This window comes from Virgibacillus sp. (genome assembly GCF_013393565.1).
Taxonomy (GTDB): domain Bacteria; phylum Bacillota; class Bacilli; order Bacillales; family Amphibacillaceae; genus Virgibacillus; species Virgibacillus dokdonensis.
Window position 1 is genome coordinate 1 of the sequence record NZ_JABXHF010000060.1, and the last position, 26,253, is coordinate 26,253.

Here is a 26,253-nt window from a genome sequence, read left to right on the forward strand (position 1 = left end):
AGGACTACCATACCCTAATTATAAGGTTTTTTTATGCGTTTTTGTATTGATAATTCCTATTATTCTTAGTATTGACACAAGTTGTTTTTTCTTGACTACTTTATAAAAAGTTTATGCAACGCTAGTGTAATTTCCTAGACCATAAAAAAACGGGGAGTTAGAGCCCTCCCCATTGATCACTTAACCTTACATAAAGTCCAATTTCATCGTTACATCATAAGCTGTACGAGACTTGGTGTGATAATAGACACTACTACAGCACTAATTACCATAGAGATGGTACTGACTGCTCCTTCTAATTGGCTTACCTCCATGGAAGTAGCTGTACCAATGGCATGAGAAGCACTCCCCATGCCCACACCTCTTCCTAAATAGTGGTTGACTTGAAATAAGCGAAATACATAATGGTGCATAAGTACACCACCAATACCAGCAATCATGACAAATATAGCAGCAAGTGGCATTACTCCACCAATCGTATCCGTTACAGCCATAGCCACAGGTGTTGTTACTGATTTTGGCGTTAACGAATATACGATCGCCGACTCAAAACCTGCCCATTGGGCAAGCAATAGACCTGTAGTTATTCCAACAACTCCGCCTAGTAGCGTACCTGCTAATATAGGAGCAGCTATCTGCTTTAATGTATCTTTATTTTTATATAACGGATAAGCAAGCGCAACTACTGCAGGTCCGAGTAATTCATTAATCCATTTTCCCCCAACCATATACGTCTCATAAGGGATACGAAAAATGATTAGAACACTGATGATGAGAATAGTAGCTACTAGAACAGGAGCGGTTAAAGAATACTTCCATGTATTATGTATCCTCAGTGCAAGATGATAAATGAAAAACGTTCCAATAATAGCTGAGATAGCAATTACAAACTCACTCATGTTCCCATCCCTTTCTACGCATTAGCCACTGACTAAAAAAGCCTGAACCGCCCATTACTAACATGGTGCTCACTAAGACAATCAAGATTAATAAAGCACCTTTCCCTAAAAACAGATCATAGTAATCTATAATTCCTACTGTTACAGGAATAAAAAAGAAGGCTAAATTAGCAACAATGTAATTGGCACCTTCTTCAATCCACGAGACTCGGATAAGTTTCGTACTTAATAATATAAACAATACCATCATCCCAATCACACTTCCTGGGATAAATAAATGCAACGTGCGTTGTATCCAATTACCAAATTGAAAAATGATATACAATAAAACAATATGCACGATCATTTTTCCTGCTTTTTCCACGTTTCCTTCCTCCTTGCCATTTTAAAACGAATACTCTATATTATAGCAGTATTTTTTTATCGTTGGTAAGTGAATGGGCTTCTGTGAGCAAAAAGTTTAGGGTAAGCGCTGTAAAAAGTAAAATTTAATGAAATCTTTGCTGTTCATCTTCAAACAGTAGGGGTTTTCTTTTATCCCCCTACTTAAACTTGTCAACTCACCATCATCAATTTTTTAAATGGGAGACTTACAACACCTCTGAAACAAAATTGCCAAGGCAACATTTTTTTCTGCCTTGGCAATGCATCCTATTTCATTCTTAGTTAGAGATTAGAATTTTTTGCGGAATGTCTTTTATAGCGGTAAGTTTTCTTTTTCTTTCACGTCTAAAATTGCTTCTTTTACGGATTCTTCTACAGAACGATGCGTTTGATTAACGGTTGCATGAACTTTTGTCGGAAGCCCCCATAATTTAATAAATCCTAGTGCTGCTTCATGATCAAACGAATCTTCAGCATTATATGTTGCCAAATCAAAATCATATAACGATTGTTTCGATTTTCTACCTACTACTTGTGCCTGCCCCTTGTACAGCTTCACCTTTACGATACCTGATACATCCTTCTGTGTTTCTGTAATAAATGCTATTAAAGCTTTCGTCAAAGGTGAATACCAAAGACCATCATACACCACTTGTGCTAGTTTTTGCTCCATGAGCGGTTTAAATTGAGCCACCTCTCTCGTTAGCGTCAACGCCTCCAACTCTTGATGTGCAGCAATTAACGTAACTGCTGCTGGCGCTTCGTATATCTCGCGTGATTTAATACCAACAAGGCGGTTCTCTACATGATCAATTCTACCAACTCCATGCTTTCCTGCAACTTGATTTAATTGTAAAATAAGCGCTTCTAATGATAATTTTTCTCCGTCAATAGCGACAGGTTTTCCTTGTTCAAAAGCAATTTCCACAATCTGCGGTTTATCAGGTGCTTCCTCTGGATCTATTGTTAAATCATACGCTTCTTTCGGAGCTTCCGCCCATGGGTCTTCTAAAATACCGCATTCATTACTTCGCCCCCAAAGATTTTGGTCAATACTAAACGGATTATCTAAATCAATTGGTACTGGGATTTGATGTTCTTTCGCATAAGCAATTTCTTCTTCTCTTGACATTGCCCATTCCCTTACAGGTGCGACAATGTCTAAACTAGGATCTAACGCCGTAAAGGCAACATCAAACCGTACTTGATCATTTCCTTTTCCTGTACATCCATGCGCAACTGCAACAGCGCCTTCTTCTTTTGCAATATGAACTAAAATCTTAGCAATAAGCGGGCGTGATAAAGCAGAAATTAACGGATATTTTCCTTCATATAATAAATTCGACTGCAGTGCTGGAAGGACAAATTCATTTGCAAACAAAGCTTTGGCATCAATGACATACGATTTCACAGCGCCTACTTGTAATGCTTTATTTTTAATAAAATCAAGGTCTTTCCCTTCCCCCACATCAAGGGCAACAGCTATTACATCATAATTGTATTTATCCTGTAGCCAGCGGACAGCTACAGATGTATCTAACCCACCAGAATAAGCTAAAACAATCTTCTCTTTCCCCAAAACGGTCACTCCTTTTATAATCTATTATTGTAACATTATGCACTACAACGAATAAATATTCAATAGCAAACTACGTTTATTATGAAATATTTTTACAATTACGATGCATTCTTATTTTTACTAGTTCATGATAATGGTATAATTTATATATATATTAGAAAAACGACTTATCACCAAATCTTAATAGACGAATCTATAAACCTTAATATTTTTACTTCCTATAGTGTAAAATAAACGCTTTAATTCCCCACGAATAAACTTAGCAAAGATTGGCTTACTGCTAAGTCTTTATAGTAAAATCTATTGTTTTTCGCATACGATAAATTCTATTCTTTCCTAAAGTGGAACAAAGGCTCGGGGCGCCCGTTTAGCAACGTAGCGAGTGGAACGAATCAACGAAAATTTTAGGAATCATGCTCCTGCAACAGGAGTATGCCGGCGCCCCGGCAAGCCCGTCTTTAGTCGGCCTTCCTATTTAGTACGAACCGATGATGACTTGCTTAGGGCAATGAAGTGAAGTCGCCTAGTTGCTGGGCGCTTAAGCCGGACTTGGCTTATTCTGTTATTTCCTTATCCCAAAGCATCTAATATTTATACTTTCTGATCGTATTAGAAAAACTTGGCTTGTCGCCAAGTCTTATGGCGAATGGCATAGTTTTTCTTATACTATCAACTTTTATACTTTCCTATAGTGTAAAAAAGGGATATAGGTACTGTTATCTACCCATTTCAACTAGTATTTAAGCGAAGTCTTACAGCACCATCAATCGGGATTTCATATAAAAAACCCACTGTACAACATTTCTTTCCTTAAGGATTAGACATTCGATACGAATCACGTACATAGTTAGTATATTTTTGTAATCATTAAAAGGCATAAATTTAAAAGTCTACACTAATACAGATCCATTCATGAAGGAGGAAGTTAATGGACAATATAAAAGAGACGATTGTTGAGGTTGTTCAGTCAATTCTACCGATTACAATCGTAATTACCCTTCTACAGTTCACACTCATATGGTTGCCTATAGAGACATTCATACAATTTTTAATTGGGGTTTTCATGGTAGGAATAGGATTGATTCTTTTTCTATTAGGCGTTAATATTGGCATGCTTCCTGTTGGTGAAATGATTGGCTCTGCCTTATCAAAAACAAAAATGGTATGGCTCATTCTCTTTTTTGGGGTTTTATTAGGCAGTGTCGTTACGATTGCTGAGCCTGATGTGCGTGTTTTATCTACACAGGTGGACCAAGTTTCGAACGGAGAAATTTCTAAAACAGTTCTTATCCTAGCTGTAGCGTTAGGTGTAGGAATATTTGTCGGTTTATCACTTATGCGAATTATTTTTTCCATACCTATTACATATATCCTTGCTGGGGGTTATGGACTAATATTTATTCTAGCGGCTTTTACCCCTTCTAGCTTTGTGCCAATATCCTTTGACGCTGGTGGCGTTACAACTGGTCCATTAACGGTGCCGTTTATTATGGCGCTTGGAGTCGGAGTCGCATCTGTTTTACGAGGAAGGTCAGCCTCTCAGGACGGCTTTGGTCTCATTGCTTTAGCTTCTCTTGGTCCTATTCTTTCGGTGTTATTTTTAGGAGTGATTTACGGATGAATATAAAAGTCTTTCAAGGGTTTGGACAAACAATGAGTGAAGTCGCCATCGCGCTTTTGCCGTTAATTGTATTATTTGCTATCTTTCAATTGTTTTTCTTAAAGCTCGGCGTGCGTAAGTTACTAGATATTACGTTAGGGATCTTACTAACATTTCTTGGACTTTCTTTTTTCCTCCAAGGCGTTCATATTGGATTTTTACCGATTGGAGAAGAATTCGGAAAGAGCCTCGGCTCCATTGATCATACATGGATTTTGATCCCGATTGGCTTTGTGCTCGGCTTTTTTGCCACTTATGCCGAGCCAGCAGTCCGTGTACTCATTCAACAAGTAGAAAAAGCTTCTAGTGGATACATACCTGAGAAGGTTCTACTCTATACTGTTTCTATTGGTGTTGGCTTATCTGTTGCTTTGTCCATGGTTCGTATTCTTGCTGGTTTCTCGATTTGGTTTTTTATCTTGCCTGGTTATATTCTGGCGCTAGTTATGGTAAAATACGCATCGAAAACATTTACATCGATTGCGTTTGATTCCGGAGGGGTTGCTACAGGCCCAATGACTGCAACATTTATTCTAGCAATGTTTGTTGGGATTGCTTCCGTCACCGAGGGACGAGATCCATTGCTTGATGGGTTTGGTATGGTTGCACTTGTAGCTTTGGCTCCTATTTTATCTGTTCTCACATTAGGTATCTTATATAGCAGAAAGGAGAAGGAGCAGTATGTCCATGAAGAAACCGAAACAAAAACTCATCGTTACGATCGTTAAAAAAGAACAAGCCAAGAAGGTCATACGTGCTTCTAAGGAAGCTGGTGCCCGCGGCGGAACGACTCTATTCGGAAGAGGTTATCGAACAAATGAGAAAGAACGGTTTCTCGGCATTCCCATTGAACGAGAAAGGGAAATCATCTTAACTCTCGTTGAAGAAGAAATTTATCCCGAGGTTATGCAGGCAATTATTGATTCCGTCCATTTAAACAAACCAAGACAAGGGATCGGGTTTGTCATTGACACAAAGAAAATTACCGGTACACAGCATTTATTGGGTTTAGAAGACAATGATAATGAACCGCACGAAGGAGATGTGGAGCTGGAAATGGAAGAAAAAATCATGTATGATCTAATTATTACCGTTGTCAATAAAGGAAATAGCGAAAAAGTAGTCGACGCTTCTAAAAAAGCTGGCGCTGAAGGTGGGACCATTCTAAACGGACGAGGAACTGGCATTCATGAAAAAGCAAAGCTGTTTAATATTCTCATTGAACCAGAGAAAGAAGTCGTCCTCACTTTAATTAGTAAAGATAAGACAAATGCTGTTTTAAAAGCGATAGAAGAGGAAGCAGAATTAAATACAGCCGGCAAAGGGATTGCTTTTGTCATTGATGTTGACCAAACAATTGGTATTAATCATGTGTTGAATCAAATGGTTAACGAAAAATTGTATGGTAAATAAAAATGGAGGGGGGGGGGATCTATGTCTCCCCCCACTCATTGTTAGTACCGCTAAAGCATTATCTAAAAGCCTCTGTAGATAAACTTGGCTTATCGCCAAATCTTTAAGGCGAAAAAAGCCGTCGTTTTGCTTATACTATAACCTAAAAAAATTTATATTCCATATAGTAGAACAAACAATTTAGCTCTTAAATTGTTTGTTCTCCATCTATTATATCTCCAAACCATTCTAGAGTTTTCCATGACGTACTTCTGTTTGTATAATCTTCTTCCTGTACCTCAAATGTCATACCTATTTTCTTATTAACGTAGCTTTTATTAATTTCTACTACAACTCGTTTTAAAAGGGTTTCATCTATTGAACCATCTCTTGGCAATTGTCCTTCAATACATCTTATTTCACTATAAGGTATTGTAAGATGTTTAAATGAACTAAAATGATAATGATTCACAAAATCTTGTAAATCGATGAATTCAAAATAATTATCTATAGCGAAATCTTTATCTCTATATAATTTGGAAATACTTAAATGGGTTAAGTAAGTAATTGACCAATGACAGATATCCCATGTTATTCCTATATGTTTTAGTTTTAGCTGTGTAAGCTCTTCAAAATCTTTAGGATAGACAAAAATCGGATCAAAATCGTCTCCTAAATTTCCTATGATAGGTAAGTTTTCAATCCCAATCCATAAGGGCGTATCCTTTAAGTCGTCATCAAGACTCGCTAAAACTTCAATGACTCTTTTTCTACTATCAGTTAAATTATATTTTTGATATTCCTCCACACTTAAAAATTGGTTAGCATGTAGAGTGATGCCGGCTACTTCATGCTTTAGGGCTATCTCTATAAACTTATATAGTTTTTCCTTTATCTCTTTATTATTCACATAATCAGCATTATCTGTAGGGAAATGCAGAGTTAAGAGTGACGGATTTAGAGATTTTGCGTAAGACAAAGTCTCATTAAATTTATACAAGAAATCTTCTTCAAAAAGAGACCTCCCATCAAAAATATTTGCCTCAAGTCCGTATCCTTCTTTTACCCATATTTTATCTATCTGATCTTTATCTAATCCTAAAAAGGGTATTTGCGGAATAATCATGATGTTTTATCCTCTATCCATAGTCCCCTGACCAATCTAAAAGCTTCAGCTGCATGTACTCCTACTTTTGCTCCCCAAACCTTAGCATTATGTTCAATGGCATTCAGTGATCTAGGATGAGGGTACTCTCTTAGTTCAGATTTGTAGTAACTCATTGCTTCTATTTTTTTGGTAAGTTGATTTTCTATATTTACAAAGTAATTTGGAATAAACGAATCTTTAACATTATAGTTCCATTCGGTGGATGATAAAGTTTCATAAGTAAATACCCATTTAACATTATGATTAGGCAGAGGCCTTGTTGCAGTCATTACTGCTCTATGAACCACCGCATGGTCTATATTTATATCTCCACCATATTGTGTATAAACAATATTCGGATTAAATTCCTCAATATTATTTTCTACTACCTTTACAATTTCAAGGAGTTGATACGAATCTAAACGGTTATCAGGAAAGTTTAATCTCTTGAATTTGCTTACTCCTAATTTTTCGCAAGCTTTCTTCGTTTCTAAATAAGATTCTTTTAATACTTGATCTTCTGGTTTTTCATAAATATCATATCTAGATGATTTTCCTTCTGCGATAATAACAACATTCACAGTATCTCCTCGCTCTACATGCTTAGCGATGGTTCCACCAACTCCGATAACCTCATCGTCTGGATGAGCTGAGAAAACTAATACGTTCATCAAAACTTCTCTCCCCTCTAACTATTGCTTCGGTTCTCACTGGGCCACAATTAAATAGGATGTCAATAATAGATAGGTTAGGTATAAAATCGTTAAATAATTGTTGGTACTCTATTTTTCTAATTTCCTGATAATCTATATTTATACCTTCTAACTCAAAATCTTTTTCGTTCAAATAATCTTTACCTAATTTCCCCGATAAGTAATTGTCTGCTTGTAATTCCTTACAAAGTGATAAGACAAAGTCACTTTTCTTTTTATGTCGACATTCCATTTCTGAAATATAGCAAAGTTTTGTATTTATATTGAGTTCATCCATTATAAATGAAATAATGCTCATATTTAATTCATAAATATACTCCCAGTTTGAATGGTATATATCACCGAAAAAATCTCTATAATCCCTAAAATACTTTGATTTATTATAATTTACAGTGATCGCTTTCCAATGTCGTCTTTTCCAATCTTGCGTATTGTCTATCTTTATTTCTTTTATAGGAGTATTTTTATTTCCTTTAATTTGTATTGGTATGGTTAACCATAGAGATCCCTGAGATGATTTAATTAAATTACGATTTATATAACCACCCTTCTCATATTGTGCAATGTCGTGAATTGCAAATATATCAACCTTTGCAACCTTTTCAAAAAAACCATACCATGGAATATAACATGGTTGGTGACCACTTACTTTCATTAATTATCCCCCTCATTTTAAGATAGGGCAGTGTTCAGTTTTAGCTCCCCAGTAAATTTTTGGCTTTGCAATTTCTTTAGTATGAGAATAACCAAAATCCATCACTTTCAAGCGATATTCCACTGCTGATTTTAGAGCAAATTCCATTATTTGATAGGATGCTTGCATTTTTTTTCCTAAATGGTTATTAATATTTATCCAATAATACATTGCGTAATGATCATACAGGAATACACTACTGCTTACCAATTGACTATCTTTATATGCTCCTAAAAATAAAGAATTATCGCTTAGTTTCTCAAAACAATCAACAAATAATTCATAATTAATGATATATGAGCTCCCAACTGTTTTAGCATGTTCCAAATATAAATGGTAAAAGGTTTTTAGTTCAGACCTAGATAGCTTTCTTACTTCTACACCTTGTTTTATTGAATATCTGACAGATGTTCGAGCTTTTCCTGAACAACTATTCCATATTTCTTCATAAGATTGGGGGAGACTCAATAAATAAGTTGTTTTGCCTCTCCAACTGGAAATATTATATGTAGAAATAGTATTTGAATTATGCGGGATTAATAGATTAGTAATGGAATTTCCAAAATGCGAGAATATAATCTCTTGTATACTTTCTAATTCAATTTGCTTATTACCAACTATTACAGGTCCACCGTACCCAAGTAAACTTGCACTTATTCTCTGATTCTGCTCAAAAATCGGAATATAAACCTGATTATTTCCATCTTCAAGAATTGTAGGATAAAAAGTAACATAAGGGAGATATTCCATTAACTTACCCCATTCATAGAGGTGGAAAACAGTTCCATTATTTTCAAGAATTATATTGTTCCATTTTTGTTTATTAGATATTATTTTAGCTTTCATTTAATCACCTTTATATGTTTAAGAGTGTAGATTTCTCTATATAATTTTTGAGCTGCAATGAAATATATTGTATATCTTTACTTACTAACGGGTATTTAAAAGGGACTGATAACACTCTCCCCCATACTGTATTTGCGTTTTTAGTGTTAGATTTATATTTTGAATAAATAGGAATTTCGTCTAAAGGAATATAATTCCAACAGGTTTGTATACCTTTACCCGCCAAATATTCCGAACATTCATAACGTTGATGTTCATTTGGAAAAATAAGAGTATAGTAGTTTGGGGATTCACCTTTATCCAAATGTATTAATTTTATGCCATATCTAACTAAACATTTTAAATTATTATTCATCTCTTGATAGTTAGCAATGTTATAATCCCTAATTTTCTTATACCTATAAAATTGTTTTAAAATAAGTTCCTCACGTAAGCGATTCATTCTTTTGATCTCTATTAACCTAATATTCCTAGGAAAAGCTTCCGTCTTGCTTAAATAAGTTTTAGGCATTTTAAACAGTCTGTACCATACTTTGTTTAACTTAGATGGAATGTAAAAAGTATTTAATTTAAATAAAGCCCAAGATCTAAAATAATTTTTATAATCTATATATACTTCTTCTTCAGTTTCAATTGGTACCTTTGGTAATCTTCCAATTAGACTCTTATTATTTACAATTAATGCCCCACCGCCAATACTAGAAAGTGGCTTTGTAAATCCGAAACTTAATATTCCTATATCCCCATGCCCCCCCACAAACTTATTATTTTGAAGAGTAAACATAGCTTGTGCTCCATCATCGACAATATAAATGTTTTTTTTCTTAGCCCAATCGTATATCTTCAGATTTTCTTTTAAACCATAAACATGAGTTGAAATTATTGCTTTGGTTTTATCATTAACCTTCTTCTTGATATCCTCGAAAGACAAAGAAAAATCTTCTTCTATATCTACAAAAACTGGTGTCGCACCTATTGAAAGTACTGCATCTATAATGTTCGGACAATTGAAATTAGTAAACATTACCTCATCGTTGGGTTTAATATCCAAACAAACCAGCCCCATTTTTAAAGCAGAAGTACCACTATTGGTAAGAAGGATTTCTGAATTTTTGTATAGAGATTCTAGTTTTGTTTTTAACCTATTTTCTCTGTGGCCAGAAATATAATTACTTTTAAAAACTTTATAGTCAGATAATTGCTGTATATAAGGGTATATGGGATATTTGATCTTTTTCGGATTCTTAGGATATAGATATTTTGTTTCCAAATCTTTCACCTATTACTTTCCTTAAACCTTGCTCTAAAGAAACTTTTGGTTCATATCCAAGTAAAGACTTTGCCTTATTAATAGAAGGAATACGACGATATATCTCCATATTTTTATCCCTAACCCCCTCGGACCCATAAGGGATATATTTTACCTCACTCTTACTTCCTAAGACATCTACAATTTTTTCAGCCAGGTCATTAATCGTAACCGGAAAATCGTTTCCGATATTAAAATCTTCATAAAAATTACCTTCATGTATAAATGCTAGATATGTACCCATTAAAATGTCAGTAATATAAGTAAAACACCTAGTCTGCGATCCATCTCCATAAATACTGAGCTCTTTCCCTTGATACGCTTTATCTAATAACCTATTTATTACAAAATCTGTTCTTTGAGAAGGACCATATACATTAAAGTACCTAACTACCCTTACTATAAAATCATCTTTAGCCTCGCTACGTAAGTATTCTTCTGAATTAAGTTTTGCTTTTCCATAGGTAGACTTAGGTAGTTTAATATCTGTTTCTTCAAATGGGCATTTAACTCCATCACCATATACTTCAGAACTAGAGGAAAACAGAAGTTTTTTAATTTTATTCTTTTTGCATGCCTCTACTACATTTCTTGTACCTGTAAAATTTATATTCATAACTTCATCCACATTTAATCTGCAACTATCAACCCCTACCATCGCTGCTAAGTGAATTACCGAATCAACATTTTGCAAATTAGTAATTAGATTGTCCTTATCCATTATGTCTATGATTCTATAATCAACATCCATTTTCGGTTCATTTCTATCTAGTATTGTTACATGATATCCATTTTTGGTTAAAAAACCTGTAAGATTATGTCCAATAAATCCAGATCCGCCAATAATTGCTACCCGATTCATCTACTCGCCCCCATAAAGATTTCTTTAATAGATTTTACAATGTAACTAGTTTCTTCTTTTGTTAGATTACTGTATAAAGGCAAGGATACTATCTCATCATAAATATTTTCTGTGACAGGCAAACTAGTAGGGAAGTTTGTTTGATAGTAGGGATGAAGATGCACTGGGATAAAATGAACACTTAGCCCAATTTTTCTTTCTTTCATTCTTTCAATAAACTCGTCTCTATTTATGAAATTGTTATTTTTAACTCTTATAACAAATAAATGCCATCCATGTTGCAAACCCACTTCTTTTTTATAAAAAGGTACTTTTATAAATTCTGAAATCTCATTTAAATTTTCGGAATAATAACTCGCTATTTTTTCTTTTTTATTTCTCATCATCTCAGCCTTTTCTAATTGACTTGATCCAATAGCAGCCTGTATATCTGTCATATTATATTTGAAACCTGGTAACATCACATCATACTTCCAACTTCCTTCGCTAGTGTACCGATTCCAAGCATTTTTGCTTATGCCATGCCAACCATATAAACGTGCCTTTTCTGCTAATGTATCATTGGATACGACCAACGCTCCACCCTCTCCAGTTGTTATGTTTTTTGTAGCATAAAAACTAAAACATATAGCATCACCATGAGTTCCTATATATTGATTGTTAAACTTTGTGGTAAAGGCGTGCGCTGCATCCTCAATAAGATAAAGCTCATTATCCCTAGCTAAACAACTTAATTCCTTCAAATCCGCAGGATAACCAGCAAAATGTACAGCTATTATAGCTTTTGTTTTAGCACTTATTTTTGACTTAACGTCACTAATATTAAGACAAAAATTATCTTCGTTTATATCAACAAAAACGGGGGTAGCACCTACGTGTAAAATTACATTCACACTTGAACAAAAGGTAAAACTTGGTACTATAACTTCATCTCCTGGCCCTATTCTCATTGATAAAAGAGCCATATGTAGAGCTGCAGTACCAGAATTACAAGTTATCACATGTTTTGTATTTAAAAAGCTAGCTAATTTTTCTTCAAATTCTACTACTTTAGGTCCTTTAGATATCCAACCTGATTTGAGTGCATCAATTACATTATTTATTTCTTGACTTGTAATTTCCGCCCTATGAAAAGGTATAAAATCATTTGTAATAATCATGTTCCATCTCCTTATAAATTAACTAAATTTAGTGGTTTAATATTTTTTCGCCTTAGTACATTTCTGGTATCAATAATAGTAGCTTTTGTGTTTTCTAATAACTTATAATTAATTTCATCGTGGTCTGTATGTATAATAATTATATCGTACATGGTCAGACTATCTTTATTAAGTAGAACTGATTGTATAGCTTCCCCCTCTTTAGTTAATTGAATATTGCCAATTAACGGATCATAATAATCCGTATGGATCCCTGCGGAAGATAGTTTTTCTAATATATCTAATGCTGGAGATTCTCTATAATCATTAACATTTTTCTTATAGGCCATCCCAACTATCAAAACTTTCCCACTTGGTTCTCTAATAAGTTCTTTAGTTTTTTGAACAATTAATTCTGGTATTCTAGTATTTATTTCAATAGCTAAATCAATTAGCTCAGTTTTTAAATTTAAATTATTAGCGACCCACTTAAAATAAATAGGGTCAACAGGAATGCAATGACCACCTACACCAGGTCCTGGATAAAATTTTTGAAACCCAAAAGGTTTAGTGCTTGATGCGTCAATAACTTCCCATATATCTATGTTTAATTCTCTACAATGTAAAGCCATTTCATTTATAAAAGCTAGATTAATGTACCTATATGTATTTTCGAGTAATTTGGCAGTTTCAGCTATTTCTGGTGAGCTAACACAATGAACCTTTTTTACGACACTACTATAAAATAGTTCACCGTACCTTAGACATTCTTTAGTCATTCCACCTATTACCTTGGGTATCTCATAAACTTTATAATTTTGATTACCCGGATCAATTCTTTCAGGTGAATAGGTTACAAAATAATTTTCACCTATTTTTAATTCCGATCTACTAGCAATCTTTTCTGCAACTTCTTTTCTAGTAGTCCCAGGATTGGTTGTACTTTCTAAAATAAGTAACTGGTTAGGTCTACTAAACTGAATTAATTGTTTAACTACCTCTCTAATGTATGATAAATCAGGCTCTTTAGTTTGTTCTTTTAGTGGGGTGGGGACGCACACAACAATAACATCACATTCACTTATTAAAGCCATATCACTACTAAATTGAATTTTCTCTTTTAAAAGGGCCTCTTTAATAACTTGATCAGGTACATCCTTTATATAACTTTTCCCATTGGATAGTAAATTAAGCTTATTTACATTAGAATCAAGCCCTAAAACTTTAAATCCTTTATCTATGTAAGTTAATGCGAGTGGCAAACCAACATACCCCAAACCTATAACGCCAATTCGAGCTTTCTTAATTTTTATACGGACTTCTAAATCATTTTTCTTTAATAGTAGTGTCATTCATATTCCCCCTTGTATTATATTTCAGCAAATAAATTGGTATCGAGAAGCTCAAAGCTAATATTGAATCGTTTATTTAATATTCATTCATCCCTATTTACCACAGGTCGAATTATTGTATTAATTGTTCTTGCTAGACATTAAAGCTATTATTACAGATATTCTTATGAAACTTGGCTTATTGGTTTAATTCGTAAATGCAATTATTTGAAATAAAGATTAAAAACGTTATAACCAAAGAAAAAAGTCTAGCGGTCACCAAAATCTATTTTTAAAATTTTTATATTAAAAAGATTTATTTTTATTTAACAATAATTTATGGCATTATTAATGATAACACACATAAAAAAGTTTGTGTCTTGGGAAAATTCATGAAATAACCCTCCCTTATTATGGGACTTTATGGGACTTTATGGGACTTTTTATAAAAATTTTCCTATAAAAAGAAAAAGTTTGGAATTGGACAGAAAAAATTAAAAATTCTTAATAGATAAACTTCTACTTTCGTTGCAAAAACACTATAAACTCTCTCATGAATTTCTTTTAATTTGAATAGACTCCTAGTAATTGGAACAAAAGCAAAAATGTGTAAAAAATAGTCGCGATGTTTGTAAAAAAAGGTTTTTTTAAAACAAAGTCACCGCGTTATATTCTTTCCTACTTTAACAGTAGGACTGCTTATATAATTTTCGGGATGCTCAGCAAGAGGTAGCGTCAGGAAAATACAATATTAAAATAAAGTAATTCTTGAGGATAAAATATTTAAGCCACAATTTCGGATGTTATATAAGCTAAATAAGTTATTTTCAACTGTTCGATCAAAGTATCTTCTACTTAGGGGATTCGACATGAAAAATTCAGAACAAATAATTAAAATTTTGAAAAAACAGAAGTATAGAATTGGGTAAATTGAATTTAAAGGAGTTGATTTGGTTTGTAATTCTATTTTTTATGCCTTTAGTTATTGTATTTTTTTAGAAGGGTTTCTATTAGCCATATTGGTTAAATCATTTAAAGGAAAAAGAAGAATTTTTAGGTTCCTATTATGATTGGGCTCTTAAAACAGAATGGATAAATGTTTTTAATGGTATTGCAATTATTTCTTTAACTATTGCTATTTGTTAGCCTTTTGTTTTCTATAGAAAAGGATATTATCTTAAGTGCAGAAAAAGAGCATGAATAGAGGTTTAGGTATAAGTATAAAAATTTTATAAAAACTAAAATCGAAACACAAAAAAATTACAGATTTTCTATTTGAGTAATCTGTAATAGAAATTTCTAGCTACACACCTCTTCGCTCACATTCGTCAACCAACGGACAGCCTGAACAAATCGGCTTCATTTTACAATGCTCTTTCGCATGCTGCACGATTAGAGCATGAAATTCCTTAAAGCCCTCTGTATCTAATACGCATTCCGTCTCCACCTGAAGCCGAAACACTTGCTCCTTTTCCGGCATGTCCAAACCAAATCGAACAAAAATCCTACGAGCATAAGCATCAACAACAAAAACAGGACGTTGAAATGCGTAAAGTAATAAGACATTAGCTGTTTCAGCGCCAATGCCATGTATACTTAATAACTCCGCTCGCAACGTTTCTGTTTCTACATGTCGCAAATGAGCAAGTTGATAATCATATTTTTTGTACCAATGAAGAAAAGCTTTTATTCGCTTTGCCTTTTGTCTATAAAAACCACTTGAACGAATCGCTACCTCTAATTCTTCCATGGGCAACGCTTCTAATTGCTCTGGTGATAAATAAGGGTGAGCTGACACAACGCCTTCTCTACATTACTCCAATTTGTTCGCTGAACAAGAATTGCTCCTATCATCATTTCAAACACCGTATCCGCAGGCCACCATCCTTGCGAGCCGTAACAATGATACAATCTATTATATATTTGCTGAATCGCTCCCATAATCAAGCCCTCCACTTTATTTTTACATTTCGTTAATAAATCTTTCATATGAAAGAAAATAGGTTCTTTACAATGGAGCATTTCTTACCTTCTTTCCTATTTAAAGCTTGATATATCAATCTATGTTAACGTTTCACTGCTTTTATACAGCTTCCTCTATATACCTTTTTACGCTCAAAAAAACAGGAATTCCACAAAAATTTACAAAACCTTTACATTCATAACATACTCTTTTAACACTTGCCTACTATACTAGCAAATGAGAGGGATAAACCTCAACTTTATATTTACTCAAAATAGGGGAGGCAATTTTGATGAAGTTCAAGAAGTATCTTATGTTCCTTCTAATCGCTGCTCTTGCAGTAGTAATTGCAGCATGTGGATCGGATTCTGAAGGAGATAACAAAGACAATAACGAAGAGGAATCATCTGAAAATACTGGCTCAGAAGGTGATAGTGATTCTGAAAAAGTAGAAGGCAGCGTCGTAATTGATGGATCTGGAACGGTTTTTCCTTTAATGGCTAAACTTGCTGAAGAATACATGGGAGAAAAACCAGATGTATCTGTTGAAGTTAGCCGTGCTGGTACAAGTGCAGGATTCGAAAAATTCCTAGCTGAAGATGGAACAGACTTTAACGATGCTTCTCGTGTAATTAAAGACGAAGAGAAAGCGAAAGCTGAAGAACTTGGAATGGAAATCAAAGAATTAAAAGTAGCTTTAGACGGTTTAACAATTGTTACTCACCCTGACAACGATTGGGCGACAGAATTAACGGAAGATCAAGTCAAAGGGATTTTCCTTGGAGAATATACAAACTGGTCAGATGTAAACCCAGAGTGGCCAGAGGAAAAGATTCAAACTTATGGACCAAATGAAAACCACGGAACATATGAGTTTTTCTATGAAAATATTTTAGAAGAACAAGATCTAGTAAGTGATATTAACTTACAACAAGATTACTCAACACTTGTAACACTTGTAGCTGAAGATAAAAACGCCATTGGATTCTTCGGTTTCGGATACTATGACAACAACAAAGATAAAGTACAAGCTGTAGGCATTGACTTTGGCGATGGTGCTGTAGAGCCATCTCTAGACACGATTGCTGAAGATGGTGACTATGCTGGCTACACTCGCCCAGTATTTACTTACTTGAACGTTGATAATGCAAAAGAAAAGCCGCAAGTACTTGATTATGCCTTATATATTATGAACAATGTAAATGAATTTGCTGGAGAAACTGGCTTTGCGCCAATTCCTGAAGAAGAAGCAAAAACTCTAGTAAGTGAATTAGAAGCACTAAAATAAAGTACGACAACCATTAGGAGAGATGACATTTCTCCTAATGGTTTCGCTCTTAATCTCACAAGACTGTCATAATAAAAACATTTATCCAATCAAACCATTATTTGACTACCTGAAGATGAGGGCAATGTACGCTCTCATCTTCTTGTGAGTTTTTGCTCTAGAAAGGGGGCCCCCTAATGGCACTGGACAACAAGATAGACAATCAAGACAAACCAAGTATTCAAGACATGATTGCGAAGAAGAAAAACGGTAAAAACCTAACAAGCATAACGGAAAAAGTCATTCCTGTCCTCCTATTCTTGATTGCAGCAGTTTCTATCTTCACGACCATTGGAATTGTTTATACATTATTAATAGAAACGATTGAATTTTTTAAGCGTGTTCCCGTTATGGATTTCTTTACAGGAACCGCCTTAAAACCCTTAAGTCAAAACCCAGAATTTGGGGTACTACCACTTATTAACGGTACCATCATTTCTTCTATTATTGCCATGCTCGTTGCTGGACCAATTGGTATTATGACAGCTGTTTTCTTAAGTGAATATGCCTCAGAACGAGTAAGAAGAACATTAAAACCAATGTTAGAAATTCTTGCTGGAATTCCTACCATCGTTTATGGTTTCTTTGCCTTTACATTTGTTACACCGCTTATTCGCGAGGTTTTTCCAAGTGTAGAAGCGACAAATATTTTAAGCCCTGGACTCGTAATGGGTGTCATGATTATTCCTATGATTGCATCACTCTCAGAAGATGCAATGACATCTGTTCCCAACGCTATGCGTGAAGGTGCGCTCGCATTAGGAGCAACAAAGTTAGAAGTTACGTTTCGCGTCGTCATTCCTGCTGCGCTTTCTGGAATCATCGCATCTTTTGTCCTTGGTATTTCACGTGCGATTGGTGAAACAATGATTGTAACCATAGCTAGCGGAAGCTCGAAAAACTTCACCTTTGATATTACACAATCTATGCAGACAATGACTGCATATATTGTCGAGGTTTCTGGCGGTGAAGCGCCAGCTGGATCAACGATTTATTACAGCTTATACGCAGTTGCTATGACATTATTTGTATTCACACTGCTTATGAACCTACTTGCAAGATATGTCTCTCGTAAGTTCAGGGAGGAATATTAAATGAAATATGTCGATACGAATCAAATCCAAAAAAATATGAACAGTCGTCTGATTAAAAACAACATCCTTAAATTTATATTTTTTCTCGCAACGATTTTTGGCTTAATTGTTTTAGCTGTGCTAATTATTCGTGTCATTATGCAAGGCGCCAACTGGATTAATATGGATTTTTTAACAAATAAGTTATCTACTTCCCCTGACCGGGCTGGTATTATGGGTGCTATCTTAGGAACATTTTGGCTCATGCTCGTCGTCATTCCAGTTACGCTAATACTTGGCGTTGGGACAGCTATCTATTTGGAGTTGTATGCAAAAAAAGGACGTTTTCAAGGTTTTGTTCAAACAAATATCGCTAATTTAGCTGGTGTTCCATCCATTGTTTATGGAATTCTCGGAATGACTATCTTTGTCCGTGCCCTTAATTTCGGAAATGTCGTATTGGCTGGTGGACTAACCATGTCATTACTTGTCCTTCCGATTATCATCGTCGCTTCACAAGAATCCATTCGAGCCGTACCGCAACACTTAAGTGAAGCCTCTTATGGCATGGGAGCTACGAAATGGCAAACGGTTAAAAATATCATTCTCCCTGCAGCATTACCTGGTATTTTAACAGGGTCGATATTGTCTTTATCTCGAGCAATTGGCGAAACAGCACCGCTTGTTGTTATCGGTATACCTGCTTTACTTATCCCTTTTCCGGGTGGAATTATGGATAAATTCACGGTGCTCCCAATGCAAATTTATTATTGGACGATTGACTCTTCTTTAGTTGAAGAATATGCAAACTTAGCTGCGGCAACAATTATTATTTTGCTCGTATTACTGTTTCTTTTAAATGCAACAGCTATTTTTATCCGCAATAAGTTCCAAAAACGTTTTTAGAAAAACTCGGCATATTGCAACACAGTATTTTTTATGATGCTTACGAATCCTAAAATTTCATACTTTTTAGTAGTAAGAGGAGTGAATGAAATGGCTACGTTAACGAAGCCCAATATCAAAGTGAAGCGACAAGTAATTTCAGAAGAAGAAGCAACTTCAGAAGTAGCTGCGACAACGAAACAGAACGTGCATAAAAAAATTGTGTACGATACGAAAGATTTAAACTTATGGTATGGCGATACACATGCGCTAAAAGACATTAATTTGTCTATTTACGAGAAAGAAGTAACGGCAATTATTGGTCCATCTGGGTGTGGAAAGTCTACGTATTTAAAAACGTTAAACCGTATGGTAGAACTTGTACCAAGCGTTAAAACTTCTGGTGTCATTACGTATAAAGATAAGAGCATTTTAGATAAATCATTTAAAGTAGAGGATTTACGTACAAAAGTTGGCATGGTATTTCAAAAACCAAATCCTTTTCCTAAATCCATCTATGAAAATATTGCCTATGGGCCAAAAATCCATGGTATTCGCAACAAAAAAATTCTTGATGAAATTGTAGAAAAAAGCTTACGTGGTGCTTCCATTTGGGAAGAAGTAAAAGACCGTTTAAAAGAAAATGCCTATGGTCTCTCTGGCGGGCAGCAACAACGGATTTGTATTGCTCGTTGTTTAGCGATTGAACCTGATGTTATCTTAATGGATGAGCCGACTTCAGCACTTGACCCAAAATCTACGCTACGTGTAGAAGAGCTCATTCAAGAGTTGAAGAAAGATTATTCTATTGTTATTGTTACTCATAACATGCAGCAGGCTGCACGTATTTCCGACCGCACAGCATTTTTCCTAAATGGAGAAGTGGTGGAATATGATGAAACAGATAAAATTTTCACGAACCCATCAGACAACAGAACGGAAGACTATATTTCCGGTCGCTTTGGTTAAAATGGAGGAAAAATTGCTTCTTTAAATCATTGGGGGCTTTCATCCTCACTGATTATAATAGCTTTCATTAGAAAAACTTGGCTTACCGCCAAGTCTTATGGCGAAGAGCGTAGTTTTTCTTATACTATAAACCTTTAAACTTTTATACTTCCCTATAGTGCAAAAATAAAAAATCCTGTTCCGAAATGGATCAGGATTTTTACGTTTTATTCAATATGAAATTGCTTTGTATGTTGTGAGAGGTCTTCGGCTATAGCTGTTAAACGCTCCCCTACTTCTTGGTTTGTTTTCAATTGTGTTATTTGTGCATCACTCGTGGTAAGCATTTGCTCTGCACTTGCCAAATTTTCCTGGGCTACAGAAGCATAGTTGAGCGTTGCCTGCTCTAGTTGCGGTAATACAGACCCTACTGCTTGTACTTCTTCTTTCATCCTATGAAATTGGTTTCCAACCTGTTCAATTTCATACAGTAAGTTATCAAATGATGTTTTTGCTGCTTTTGACATGGATAATGTTGCATTCGTTTTCGCAAGCATATGATCAAATTCCTTCACAGCAGATGTCGTATTCTCTTCCATACGATTGATGGTAGTCGTTATCTCCACAGCCGCCTCAGAAGACTGCTCTGCTAGCTTACGAACTTCTTTAGCAACAACAGTGAACCCTTTTCCAGATTCTCCTGCACGAGCTGCTTCAATTCCTGCATTTAATGCCAATAATTTCGTCTGCTCAGCAATCTTTTGAATGATATCTACTAATTTTGTAATTGCTTTAGAATTATTACGAACATGATGTATCGTGTTTGTCAATTGGGTAAAATCGACCTCGTAGGAAGTAATGGTATCAATTAGCTTTTTAATCTGCTGTTCGCCCGTTTCTGCCGATTTGTTCATCGCTTGTGAGCTTTGATACGATTGTTCCATTTGTGCTATTGTCCGTTCCACATTTTCCTTCATATCATGGAAACGCGTCATACTTTCTTCTGAGCTTGCCGCCGTCTGATCAGCACCATCCTTAACGACGTGAATGGCTTGCTTTAATTGCTCACCAGAATGTAAACTTTCTGCAGCTGACGCTTGTAATTCTAATCCAGCCTCATTTAAATCATTCGTTGTTTCTTTCATATTTTTAAGCAAATTGCGCATAAAATGAATCATTGTCGTATAACTCTTATGTAGCGAAATGAACTCTGGCAACGTCGTTTGCAACTGCTTCGGTTCTTTCATTTCCCCCGAACGTACCTCTCGCATCGTTTCTCGTAATACACTAAGTGGTTTTGTTAAGCTACGGACAAACAAGGCAATGACAATACTGGCAATAACAGCACTAATCAAACTTATAATCATTGTATCCATAGCCATTCCTTTTACTGGCCCCATATACGAAGAAGTAGGGACAACCAACACATATAATCCTTTTACCTCTTTCATTTCTTGAAACGTTAACGTATATTCTTTTCCGTCAATGGTCTTATGCAATAGACCATCCTTTTGTTCTACTAATTCATTTACCAATGCATTCGATATTGGCGGAAGCTCTCCCTCACTTTCCTGAAGGGGAACAACTTCTCCAGACTGTACGTAAAAATATTCGGACGGTATCCCTTCTTTAGCTAGCTTATTTTTTTGCTCTCTAACATTTGCATTCAATTGCTGATGAAAATACGTATCATCACTGACATACAAAAATTTTAGATTCTCTGCAATGTAACCCATTAATTCGGTTTCACGTTCTAGCCGATTTTCAATTGCTGATGTGGTCATTTTCTTTGCTTGTATGTATGAGCTAACACCTACAGCCATGACAGAAAGAAGTAATAACACAATAAACAGGATGAGTAATCTGCTCCACAAGCTAAATTTTGTTTGCATACTTTTTGTAAATGAAAAAAAACGCGTGAACCAAGTCGGCTTCTGTATACGCAACTAAAATCCCCCTACTTTATACCTATTTTACTTCATTATAGCAACTAAATATTAATTTAATGTAAAAAATTGGTGACGTTTGGTGGAAAATGTCGCCTTATTGTCTTTTCTGAAAGATAACTCCATTCATAAAGAAATAGACATTATACAGAAGTTTAGCTAATTCTCTGTAGATAAGTTTATCTATTGTACACAGCCTTTTAACACCACTTGGCTTTTTAAGCATGTAAACGAATGGTATATAGTCCTATAAAAATGCCCACTCTTGTAAGTATGATTCGAAGAACAAAGGCGCAAGTGCCCGTTTAGCAACGTAGCGAGTGGAACGAATCAACTAAAGTTTTAGGAATCATGCTCCTGCAACAGGAGTATGCCGGCGCCCTCCGGCAAGCCCGTCTTTAGTCGGCCTTCCTATTTAGAACGAACCGATGATGACTTAGCTTAGGGCAATGGAGTGAAGTCGCCTAGTTGCTGGGCGCTGGAGCCAGACGGGGCCCATTCAGTTATTTGGTTACGCCATAGCATCAAATTTTATACTTTCTTATCTTTTGAAAAAGGCCAAGCAAGTCGCTTGACCCTTTTCTATCCATTTATTCATTGGAAATAACCAATTTTAATGCTTCTGTTTTCGCTGAATTCTCAAATACTTCATATGCTTTTAGCATCTCGTCAAACGTAAAACGATGTGTTATCAGTTTTTCTGGCTGTAATTTATTTGATTGCACCGTTTTTAACAGCATTGGCGTAGTGCTCGTGCTTACTAAACCTGTCGTTAAACGAATGTTTTTAATCCACAATTTTTCAAGATGGAAATCAACAGCTTTACCGTGCACTCCTAATACTGGGATGGCACCTCCAGGTTTAATAATTTGTTGGCAAATTTCAAACGTAGCGGGTATACCTACAACTTCCATTGCCACATCTACACCTTTTCCATCTGTTAAATCCATAATTTTTTCTACTGCTTTTCCATCTGAGCTATTAACCGTTTTTGTAGCGCCAAATTTCTTAGCAACTTCCAAACGATGATCGTCTAAATCCACCATAATAATTTCTGCCGGCGAATAAAATTGCGCAGTAAGCAAAGCTGCCATACCGACTGGACCAGCTCCGATAATTACTACAGTTTGTCCAGGCTGTACCTGTCCGTAAAGTACACCAATTTCAAATCCAGTCGGAAGGATATCACTTAACATTACTAACGCTTCTTCATCTGCACCATCAGGAATATGATATAAGCTATTATCTGCATGCGGAATACGTACATATTCAGCTTGCGTTCCATCAATGAGGTGACCTAAGATCCAGCCTCCATCTTCACAATGCGCATAAAGCGCCCGCTTACAATTTTCACATTTCCCACAAGAAGTGACACAAGAGATAATAACTTTATCCCCTTTTTTAAAGTTTTTCACACCTTCGCCAACTTCTTCAACAACACCTACACCTTCATGCCCCAAAATTCTACCTTCTGTTACCGCTGGAACATCACCTTTTAAGATATGCAAATCTGTACCACAAATCGTTGTTTTCGACACTCTAATCAATGCATCTGTTGCTTTATCTACCTTTGGCTTTGGTTTGTCGATAAAATCTTTCTTTCCTGGTCCAAAATAAGTAAGTGCTTTCATTTTATGCCTTCCTCCTCTTTTGGTGAACTTGTTCACAATTAAATTGTAAGCCATTATGTCGTTATTTGCAATAATATTTCGATACTTCATATAATAAGGGAAGTTCGTTTCCTTCATCCCCCTCTTCAACTTTGTGTTGGTGAAAGTCGGGGCTTTTAGTACCATATTAAATTACGGACGAAAGAAGTTTATTCCTGTGCATATTTTAAGCACAAAAGGAGCTCACTTCGCTCTAAAGAAACACGCTCGTTTCTGTTAGATTTCTTTTTACAGCATCTTATATGCTTTTAGCTAACATCATAGATAGCTACACACGTGTAATTGTCTTGCACAAACTATATTATTTTTTCCTATCTGTAACATATTCATCTGGCTGCCCACTACCATGTGTACGACTATTTTTATAAGGACTTTTTCGCCCATTGCGATGCTCACCATGGTTTTTCGTTTCTTTAAATTGTCGTTGCTTATCTGCCAATTGAGAACCCTCCTCTTAATAGCTAAACGTAGTAGCTCCGTCTTAATTTTAGTCTATTCCTTAAAATTATACATACGGCTTTTATATACGAAATGCGTCTTTACTCGTAACTTTTTCTTTTATCCTCCACTCTATCCTTTGAACTTTTATTTATATTTCAAGCGCTCATTTTTGTTCAAAATAGGGTAATAACGATATAATAGAATTAGATTGTTCTTTTTGGAAGGATTGTTCAACATGGACTTATCATTGCAAATGCTTATTTTTTTATTTTCCGCTATGCTCATTGTCGGCGTTTTGGCAACGAAGTTCTCCTCTAAACTTGGACTTCCCGCTCTCGTTCTTTTCCTCATAATCGGGATGGGTTTAAATGAATTTATCTTCTTTGAAAATGCGCAGCTTATGCAACTCATCGGAATTATGGCGTTAATTATCATTTTATTCGAAGGTGGTACGCAAACAAAATGGGAGCAGATTCGACCTGTTCTCGGTGCAGCCGGATCACTTGCAACGTTAGGTGTTTTATTAACAACCGTTGTGACTGGATTTGCTGCCATGTACATTCTTGACCTTACTGTACTAGAAGGCATGCTGTTTGGGGCTATCGTTGGCTCAACAGATGCAGCTGCTGTTTTTTCCGTACTTGGCAATAAAAACATAAAAGCAAAGCTGACTTCTACACTAGAAGCTGAATCAGGGTCAAATGATCCGATGGCTGTATTTCTAACGGTTGCGTTTATTGAATTAATTCAGGTTCCTGACGCATCTATTTGGACTACGATCGGCAGTTTCTTTTTACAAATGGGTTTAGGACTCCTGCTTGGGCTATTACTCGGAAAACTTACTGTCCTTATCATTAATAATATTAATTTGGATACTTCTGGACTATATCCGGCACTTGCAATTGGGATGGCTACCGCGACTTATTTTTTCGCGGATTTCTTTGGGGGAAGTGGATTACTTGCTGTATATGTCATGGCTGTATTTGTCGGAAATAGTGACCTGATGTATCGTTTCTCCATTTTACGATTCAGTGAAGGTTTTGCTTGGATGATGCAAATTCTTATGTTTATTTTGCTTGGTTTGCTCGTTTTCCCTCAGGCATTACCTGCCATATTTTGGCAAGGCGTGCTGTTAACCCTTATTCTTATGTTCATCGCTCGACCTATTGCTGTTTTTATTTCAATGTTTTTTATGAAATATAATATGAAAGAGCGATTGTTTATCTCTTGGGCTGGTCTTAAAGGTGCCGTACCTATCGTATTAGCGACGTATCCAGTTATTGCCGGGGTGGAGAATAGCGATCTGATTTTTAATGCTGTCTTTTTCGTTGTCCTTATATCCGCACTCGTACAAGGTAGCACATTGTCTTGGCTTGCTTCAAAGCTTGGATTTACAGGTGAAAAAAATGATCCAACTAAACCAACCATGGAACTAATACATTTGGGTAATACGGAAGCAGAGATTATGGAAGTGCATATTTTTTCTAAGTCACCTGCTATCCATCAAACATTAAATGAGATTGAACTACCTGATGACACATTGATTATTGGCATTATTCGTGATAAGCAAATTATAACGCCTACGGGTGACACCGTCATTTTAGAAGATGATACCTTATATGTATTAAGCAACCGTAAAAATAGAATCAAAGCCAAAAATGTACTACTTGGTAACCACGATAAAAAAACGGTGTCGAAAAAAGCAGTAAAAAAAGAGGCAGAAGGTTAATCAGGTAACGATTCTACGTTGCCTGATTTTCGCTAGTACAAAGGAGTAAAATAAGTATTACTTTATGACAACTTTCATTGAGATGTTTATTGGAAAAAACTTGCTAAAGCAATCCCATCAGCAAGCTCCAGCTACATGTAATATAAGGTTGTAATTACGTTAATTCCCCGATAAACCAAATTTCACTTTCAGATTGCAAACCACATTCATCATGAATTATTTCCCTAAATCCTATTTCTTGCAAATTATCAGGAACAGACAACTGCCACGAACAAATGCTTCTCCCAGTAGGCAAATGCAACCATTTTTGATATTT

The 26,253-nt window shown here is 35.4% G+C and carries 25 protein-coding genes; 8 read left to right on the forward strand and 17 right to left on the reverse strand.

Annotated features, from left to right (window positions below; all coding sequences use genetic code 11):
- Positions 1-209: 209 nt before the first annotated feature.
- From HLX49_RS12850 to HLX49_RS12860, 3 genes are all read right to left on the reverse strand, one after another.
- Complete coding sequence (locus tag HLX49_RS12850) at positions 210-899, reverse strand: LrgB family protein (protein ID WP_296362344.1); 690 nt, start codon at positions 897-899, stop codon at positions 210-212.
- Entirely contained in the window at positions 892-1,263 is a 372-nt protein-coding gene (locus HLX49_RS12855; RefSeq protein WP_237342823.1) for a CidA/LrgA family protein, read from the reverse strand. Before HLX49_RS12855 ends, HLX49_RS12850 begins: the two co-directional genes overlap by 8 nt.
- A gap of 333 nt (positions 1,264-1,596) precedes the next feature.
- Complete coding sequence (locus HLX49_RS12860) at positions 1,597-2,862, reverse strand: argininosuccinate synthase (protein WP_101933259.1); 1,266 nt, start codon at positions 2,860-2,862, stop codon at positions 1,597-1,599.
- A 928-nt stretch (positions 2,863-3,790) separates the two neighbouring features.
- Here HLX49_RS12860 and HLX49_RS12865 point away from each other — a divergent pair.
- Genes HLX49_RS12865 through HLX49_RS12875 form a run of 3 tightly spaced genes read left to right on the forward strand, consistent with a single transcriptional unit; the run spans position 3,791 to position 5,935 of the window.
- Positions 3,791-4,483: a DUF1538 domain-containing protein gene (locus HLX49_RS12865; protein WP_296362345.1), complete on the forward strand. Its 693-nt coding sequence runs from the start codon at positions 3,791-3,793 to the stop codon at positions 4,481-4,483.
- Entirely contained in the window at positions 4,480-5,250 is a 771-nt protein-coding gene (locus tag HLX49_RS12870) for a DUF1538 domain-containing protein (RefSeq protein WP_077702243.1), read from the forward strand. The genes HLX49_RS12865 and HLX49_RS12870 overlap by 4 nt, the downstream gene beginning before the upstream one ends.
- Complete coding sequence (locus tag HLX49_RS12875) at positions 5,210-5,935, forward strand: P-II family nitrogen regulator (protein ID WP_237342822.1); 726 nt, start codon at positions 5,210-5,212, stop codon at positions 5,933-5,935. Before HLX49_RS12870 ends, HLX49_RS12875 begins: the two co-directional genes overlap by 41 nt.
- A gap of 187 nt (positions 5,936-6,122) precedes the next feature.
- Here the strand turns inward: HLX49_RS12875 and HLX49_RS12880 are convergent, their stop codons facing one another.
- The 10 genes from HLX49_RS12880 to HLX49_RS17140 all read right to left on the reverse strand — a co-directional run bounded on the left by HLX49_RS12880 (position 6,123) and on the right by HLX49_RS17140 (position 15,944).
- Positions 6,123-7,040 carry an apurinic/apyrimidinic endonuclease family protein gene (locus HLX49_RS12880; RefSeq protein WP_296362348.1) on the reverse strand — a complete coding sequence of 306 codons (918 nt, stop codon included), beginning with the start codon at positions 7,038-7,040 and terminating at the stop codon, positions 6,123-6,125.
- Positions 7,037-7,732 (reverse strand): PIG-L deacetylase family protein, encoded by a 696-nt coding sequence (locus HLX49_RS12885; protein ID WP_296362350.1) that lies wholly within the window; start codon positions 7,730-7,732, stop codon positions 7,037-7,039. The genes HLX49_RS12880 and HLX49_RS12885 overlap by 4 nt, the downstream gene beginning before the upstream one ends.
- On the reverse strand, positions 7,695-8,429 hold the full coding sequence (locus HLX49_RS12890) for a WbqC family protein (RefSeq protein WP_296362351.1): 735 nt from the start codon (positions 8,427-8,429) through the stop codon (positions 7,695-7,697). Before HLX49_RS12890 ends, HLX49_RS12885 begins: the two co-directional genes overlap by 38 nt.
- 12 nt (positions 8,430-8,441) lie before the next feature.
- On the reverse strand, positions 8,442-9,314 hold the full coding sequence (locus HLX49_RS12895; RefSeq protein ID WP_296362354.1) for a peptidoglycan bridge formation glycyltransferase FemA/FemB family protein: 873 nt from the start codon (positions 9,312-9,314) through the stop codon (positions 8,442-8,444).
- Positions 9,315-9,324: 10 nt separating this feature from the next.
- Positions 9,325-10,593 (reverse strand): aminotransferase class V-fold PLP-dependent enzyme, encoded by a 1,269-nt coding sequence (locus HLX49_RS12900; RefSeq protein ID WP_296362356.1) that lies wholly within the window; start codon positions 10,591-10,593, stop codon positions 9,325-9,327.
- Positions 10,559-11,485: an NAD-dependent epimerase/dehydratase family protein gene (locus HLX49_RS12905; protein WP_101933253.1), complete on the reverse strand. Its 927-nt coding sequence runs from the start codon at positions 11,483-11,485 to the stop codon at positions 10,559-10,561. The genes HLX49_RS12900 and HLX49_RS12905 overlap by 35 nt, the downstream gene beginning before the upstream one ends.
- Complete coding sequence (locus HLX49_RS12910) at positions 11,482-12,645, reverse strand: DegT/DnrJ/EryC1/StrS family aminotransferase (RefSeq protein WP_101933252.1); 1,164 nt, start codon at positions 12,643-12,645, stop codon at positions 11,482-11,484. Before HLX49_RS12910 ends, HLX49_RS12905 begins: the two co-directional genes overlap by 4 nt.
- 11 nt (positions 12,646-12,656) lie before the next feature.
- On the reverse strand, positions 12,657-13,976 hold the full coding sequence (locus tag HLX49_RS12915) for a nucleotide sugar dehydrogenase (RefSeq protein ID WP_101933251.1): 1,320 nt from the start codon (positions 13,974-13,976) through the stop codon (positions 12,657-12,659).
- Positions 13,977-15,258: 1,282 nt separating this feature from the next.
- Entirely contained in the window at positions 15,259-15,753 is a 495-nt protein-coding gene (locus tag HLX49_RS12920; protein ID WP_367112752.1) for an endonuclease III domain-containing protein, read from the reverse strand.
- Positions 15,717-15,944 (reverse strand): hypothetical protein, encoded by a 228-nt coding sequence (locus HLX49_RS17140; RefSeq protein WP_367112753.1) that lies wholly within the window; start codon positions 15,942-15,944, stop codon positions 15,717-15,719. The genes HLX49_RS12920 and HLX49_RS17140 overlap by 37 nt, the downstream gene beginning before the upstream one ends.
- Before the next feature lie 266 nt (positions 15,945-16,210).
- On the opposite strand from HLX49_RS17140, the gene HLX49_RS12925 reads away from it, so the two are divergent.
- The 4 genes from HLX49_RS12925 (at position 16,211) to pstB (ending at position 20,172) form a co-directional block, all read left to right on the forward strand.
- Positions 16,211-17,206, forward strand: coding sequence for a PstS family phosphate ABC transporter substrate-binding protein (locus HLX49_RS12925; RefSeq protein ID WP_296362362.1), 996 nt, complete (start codon positions 16,211-16,213; stop codon positions 17,204-17,206).
- 227 nt (positions 17,207-17,433) lie between these two features.
- Positions 17,434-18,339 (forward strand): phosphate ABC transporter permease subunit PstC, encoded by a 906-nt coding sequence (gene pstC, locus HLX49_RS12930; protein ID WP_414930293.1) that lies wholly within the window; start codon positions 17,434-17,436, stop codon positions 18,337-18,339.
- Positions 18,340-19,224, forward strand: coding sequence for a phosphate ABC transporter permease PstA (gene pstA / locus HLX49_RS12935; protein ID WP_296362364.1), 885 nt, complete (start codon positions 18,340-18,342; stop codon positions 19,222-19,224).
- A 90-nt stretch (positions 19,225-19,314) separates the two neighbouring features.
- Entirely contained in the window at positions 19,315-20,172 is an 858-nt protein-coding gene (gene pstB / locus HLX49_RS12940) for a phosphate ABC transporter ATP-binding protein PstB (RefSeq protein WP_077702238.1), read from the forward strand.
- A 206-nt stretch (positions 20,173-20,378) separates the two neighbouring features.
- On the opposite strand, the gene HLX49_RS12945 is transcribed toward pstB, so the two are convergent.
- From HLX49_RS12945 to HLX49_RS12955, 3 genes are all read right to left on the reverse strand, one after another.
- A complete protein-coding gene (locus tag HLX49_RS12945; RefSeq protein WP_296362368.1) occupies positions 20,379-22,097 on the reverse strand; it encodes a methyl-accepting chemotaxis protein in 1,719 nt (572 codons plus the stop codon).
- Positions 22,098-22,687: 590 nt separating this feature from the next.
- Positions 22,688-23,728, reverse strand: a complete 1,041-nt coding sequence (locus HLX49_RS12950) for a zinc-dependent alcohol dehydrogenase family protein (protein ID WP_296362370.1) — start codon at positions 23,726-23,728, stop codon at positions 22,688-22,690.
- A 340-nt stretch (positions 23,729-24,068) separates the two neighbouring features.
- The gene (locus tag HLX49_RS12955; protein WP_162985912.1) at positions 24,069-24,206 is read right to left on the reverse strand and encodes a hypothetical protein; all 138 of its coding nucleotides are present in this window, start codon (positions 24,204-24,206) and stop codon (positions 24,069-24,071) included.
- Between the two features lie 237 nt (positions 24,207-24,443).
- Here HLX49_RS12955 and HLX49_RS12960 point away from each other — a divergent pair, with 237 nt between their 5' ends.
- Positions 24,444-25,937 (forward strand): potassium/proton antiporter, encoded by a 1,494-nt coding sequence (locus HLX49_RS12960; RefSeq protein ID WP_077702234.1) that lies wholly within the window; start codon positions 24,444-24,446, stop codon positions 25,935-25,937.
- A 154-nt stretch (positions 25,938-26,091) separates the two neighbouring features.
- Here HLX49_RS12960 and HLX49_RS12965 read toward each other — a convergent pair whose 3' ends face one another.
- Positions 26,092-26,238 carry a DUF3916 domain-containing protein gene (locus HLX49_RS12965; RefSeq protein WP_296362373.1) on the reverse strand — a complete coding sequence of 49 codons (147 nt, stop codon included), beginning with the start codon at positions 26,236-26,238 and terminating at the stop codon, positions 26,092-26,094.
- Positions 26,239-26,253 lie beyond the last annotated feature (15 nt).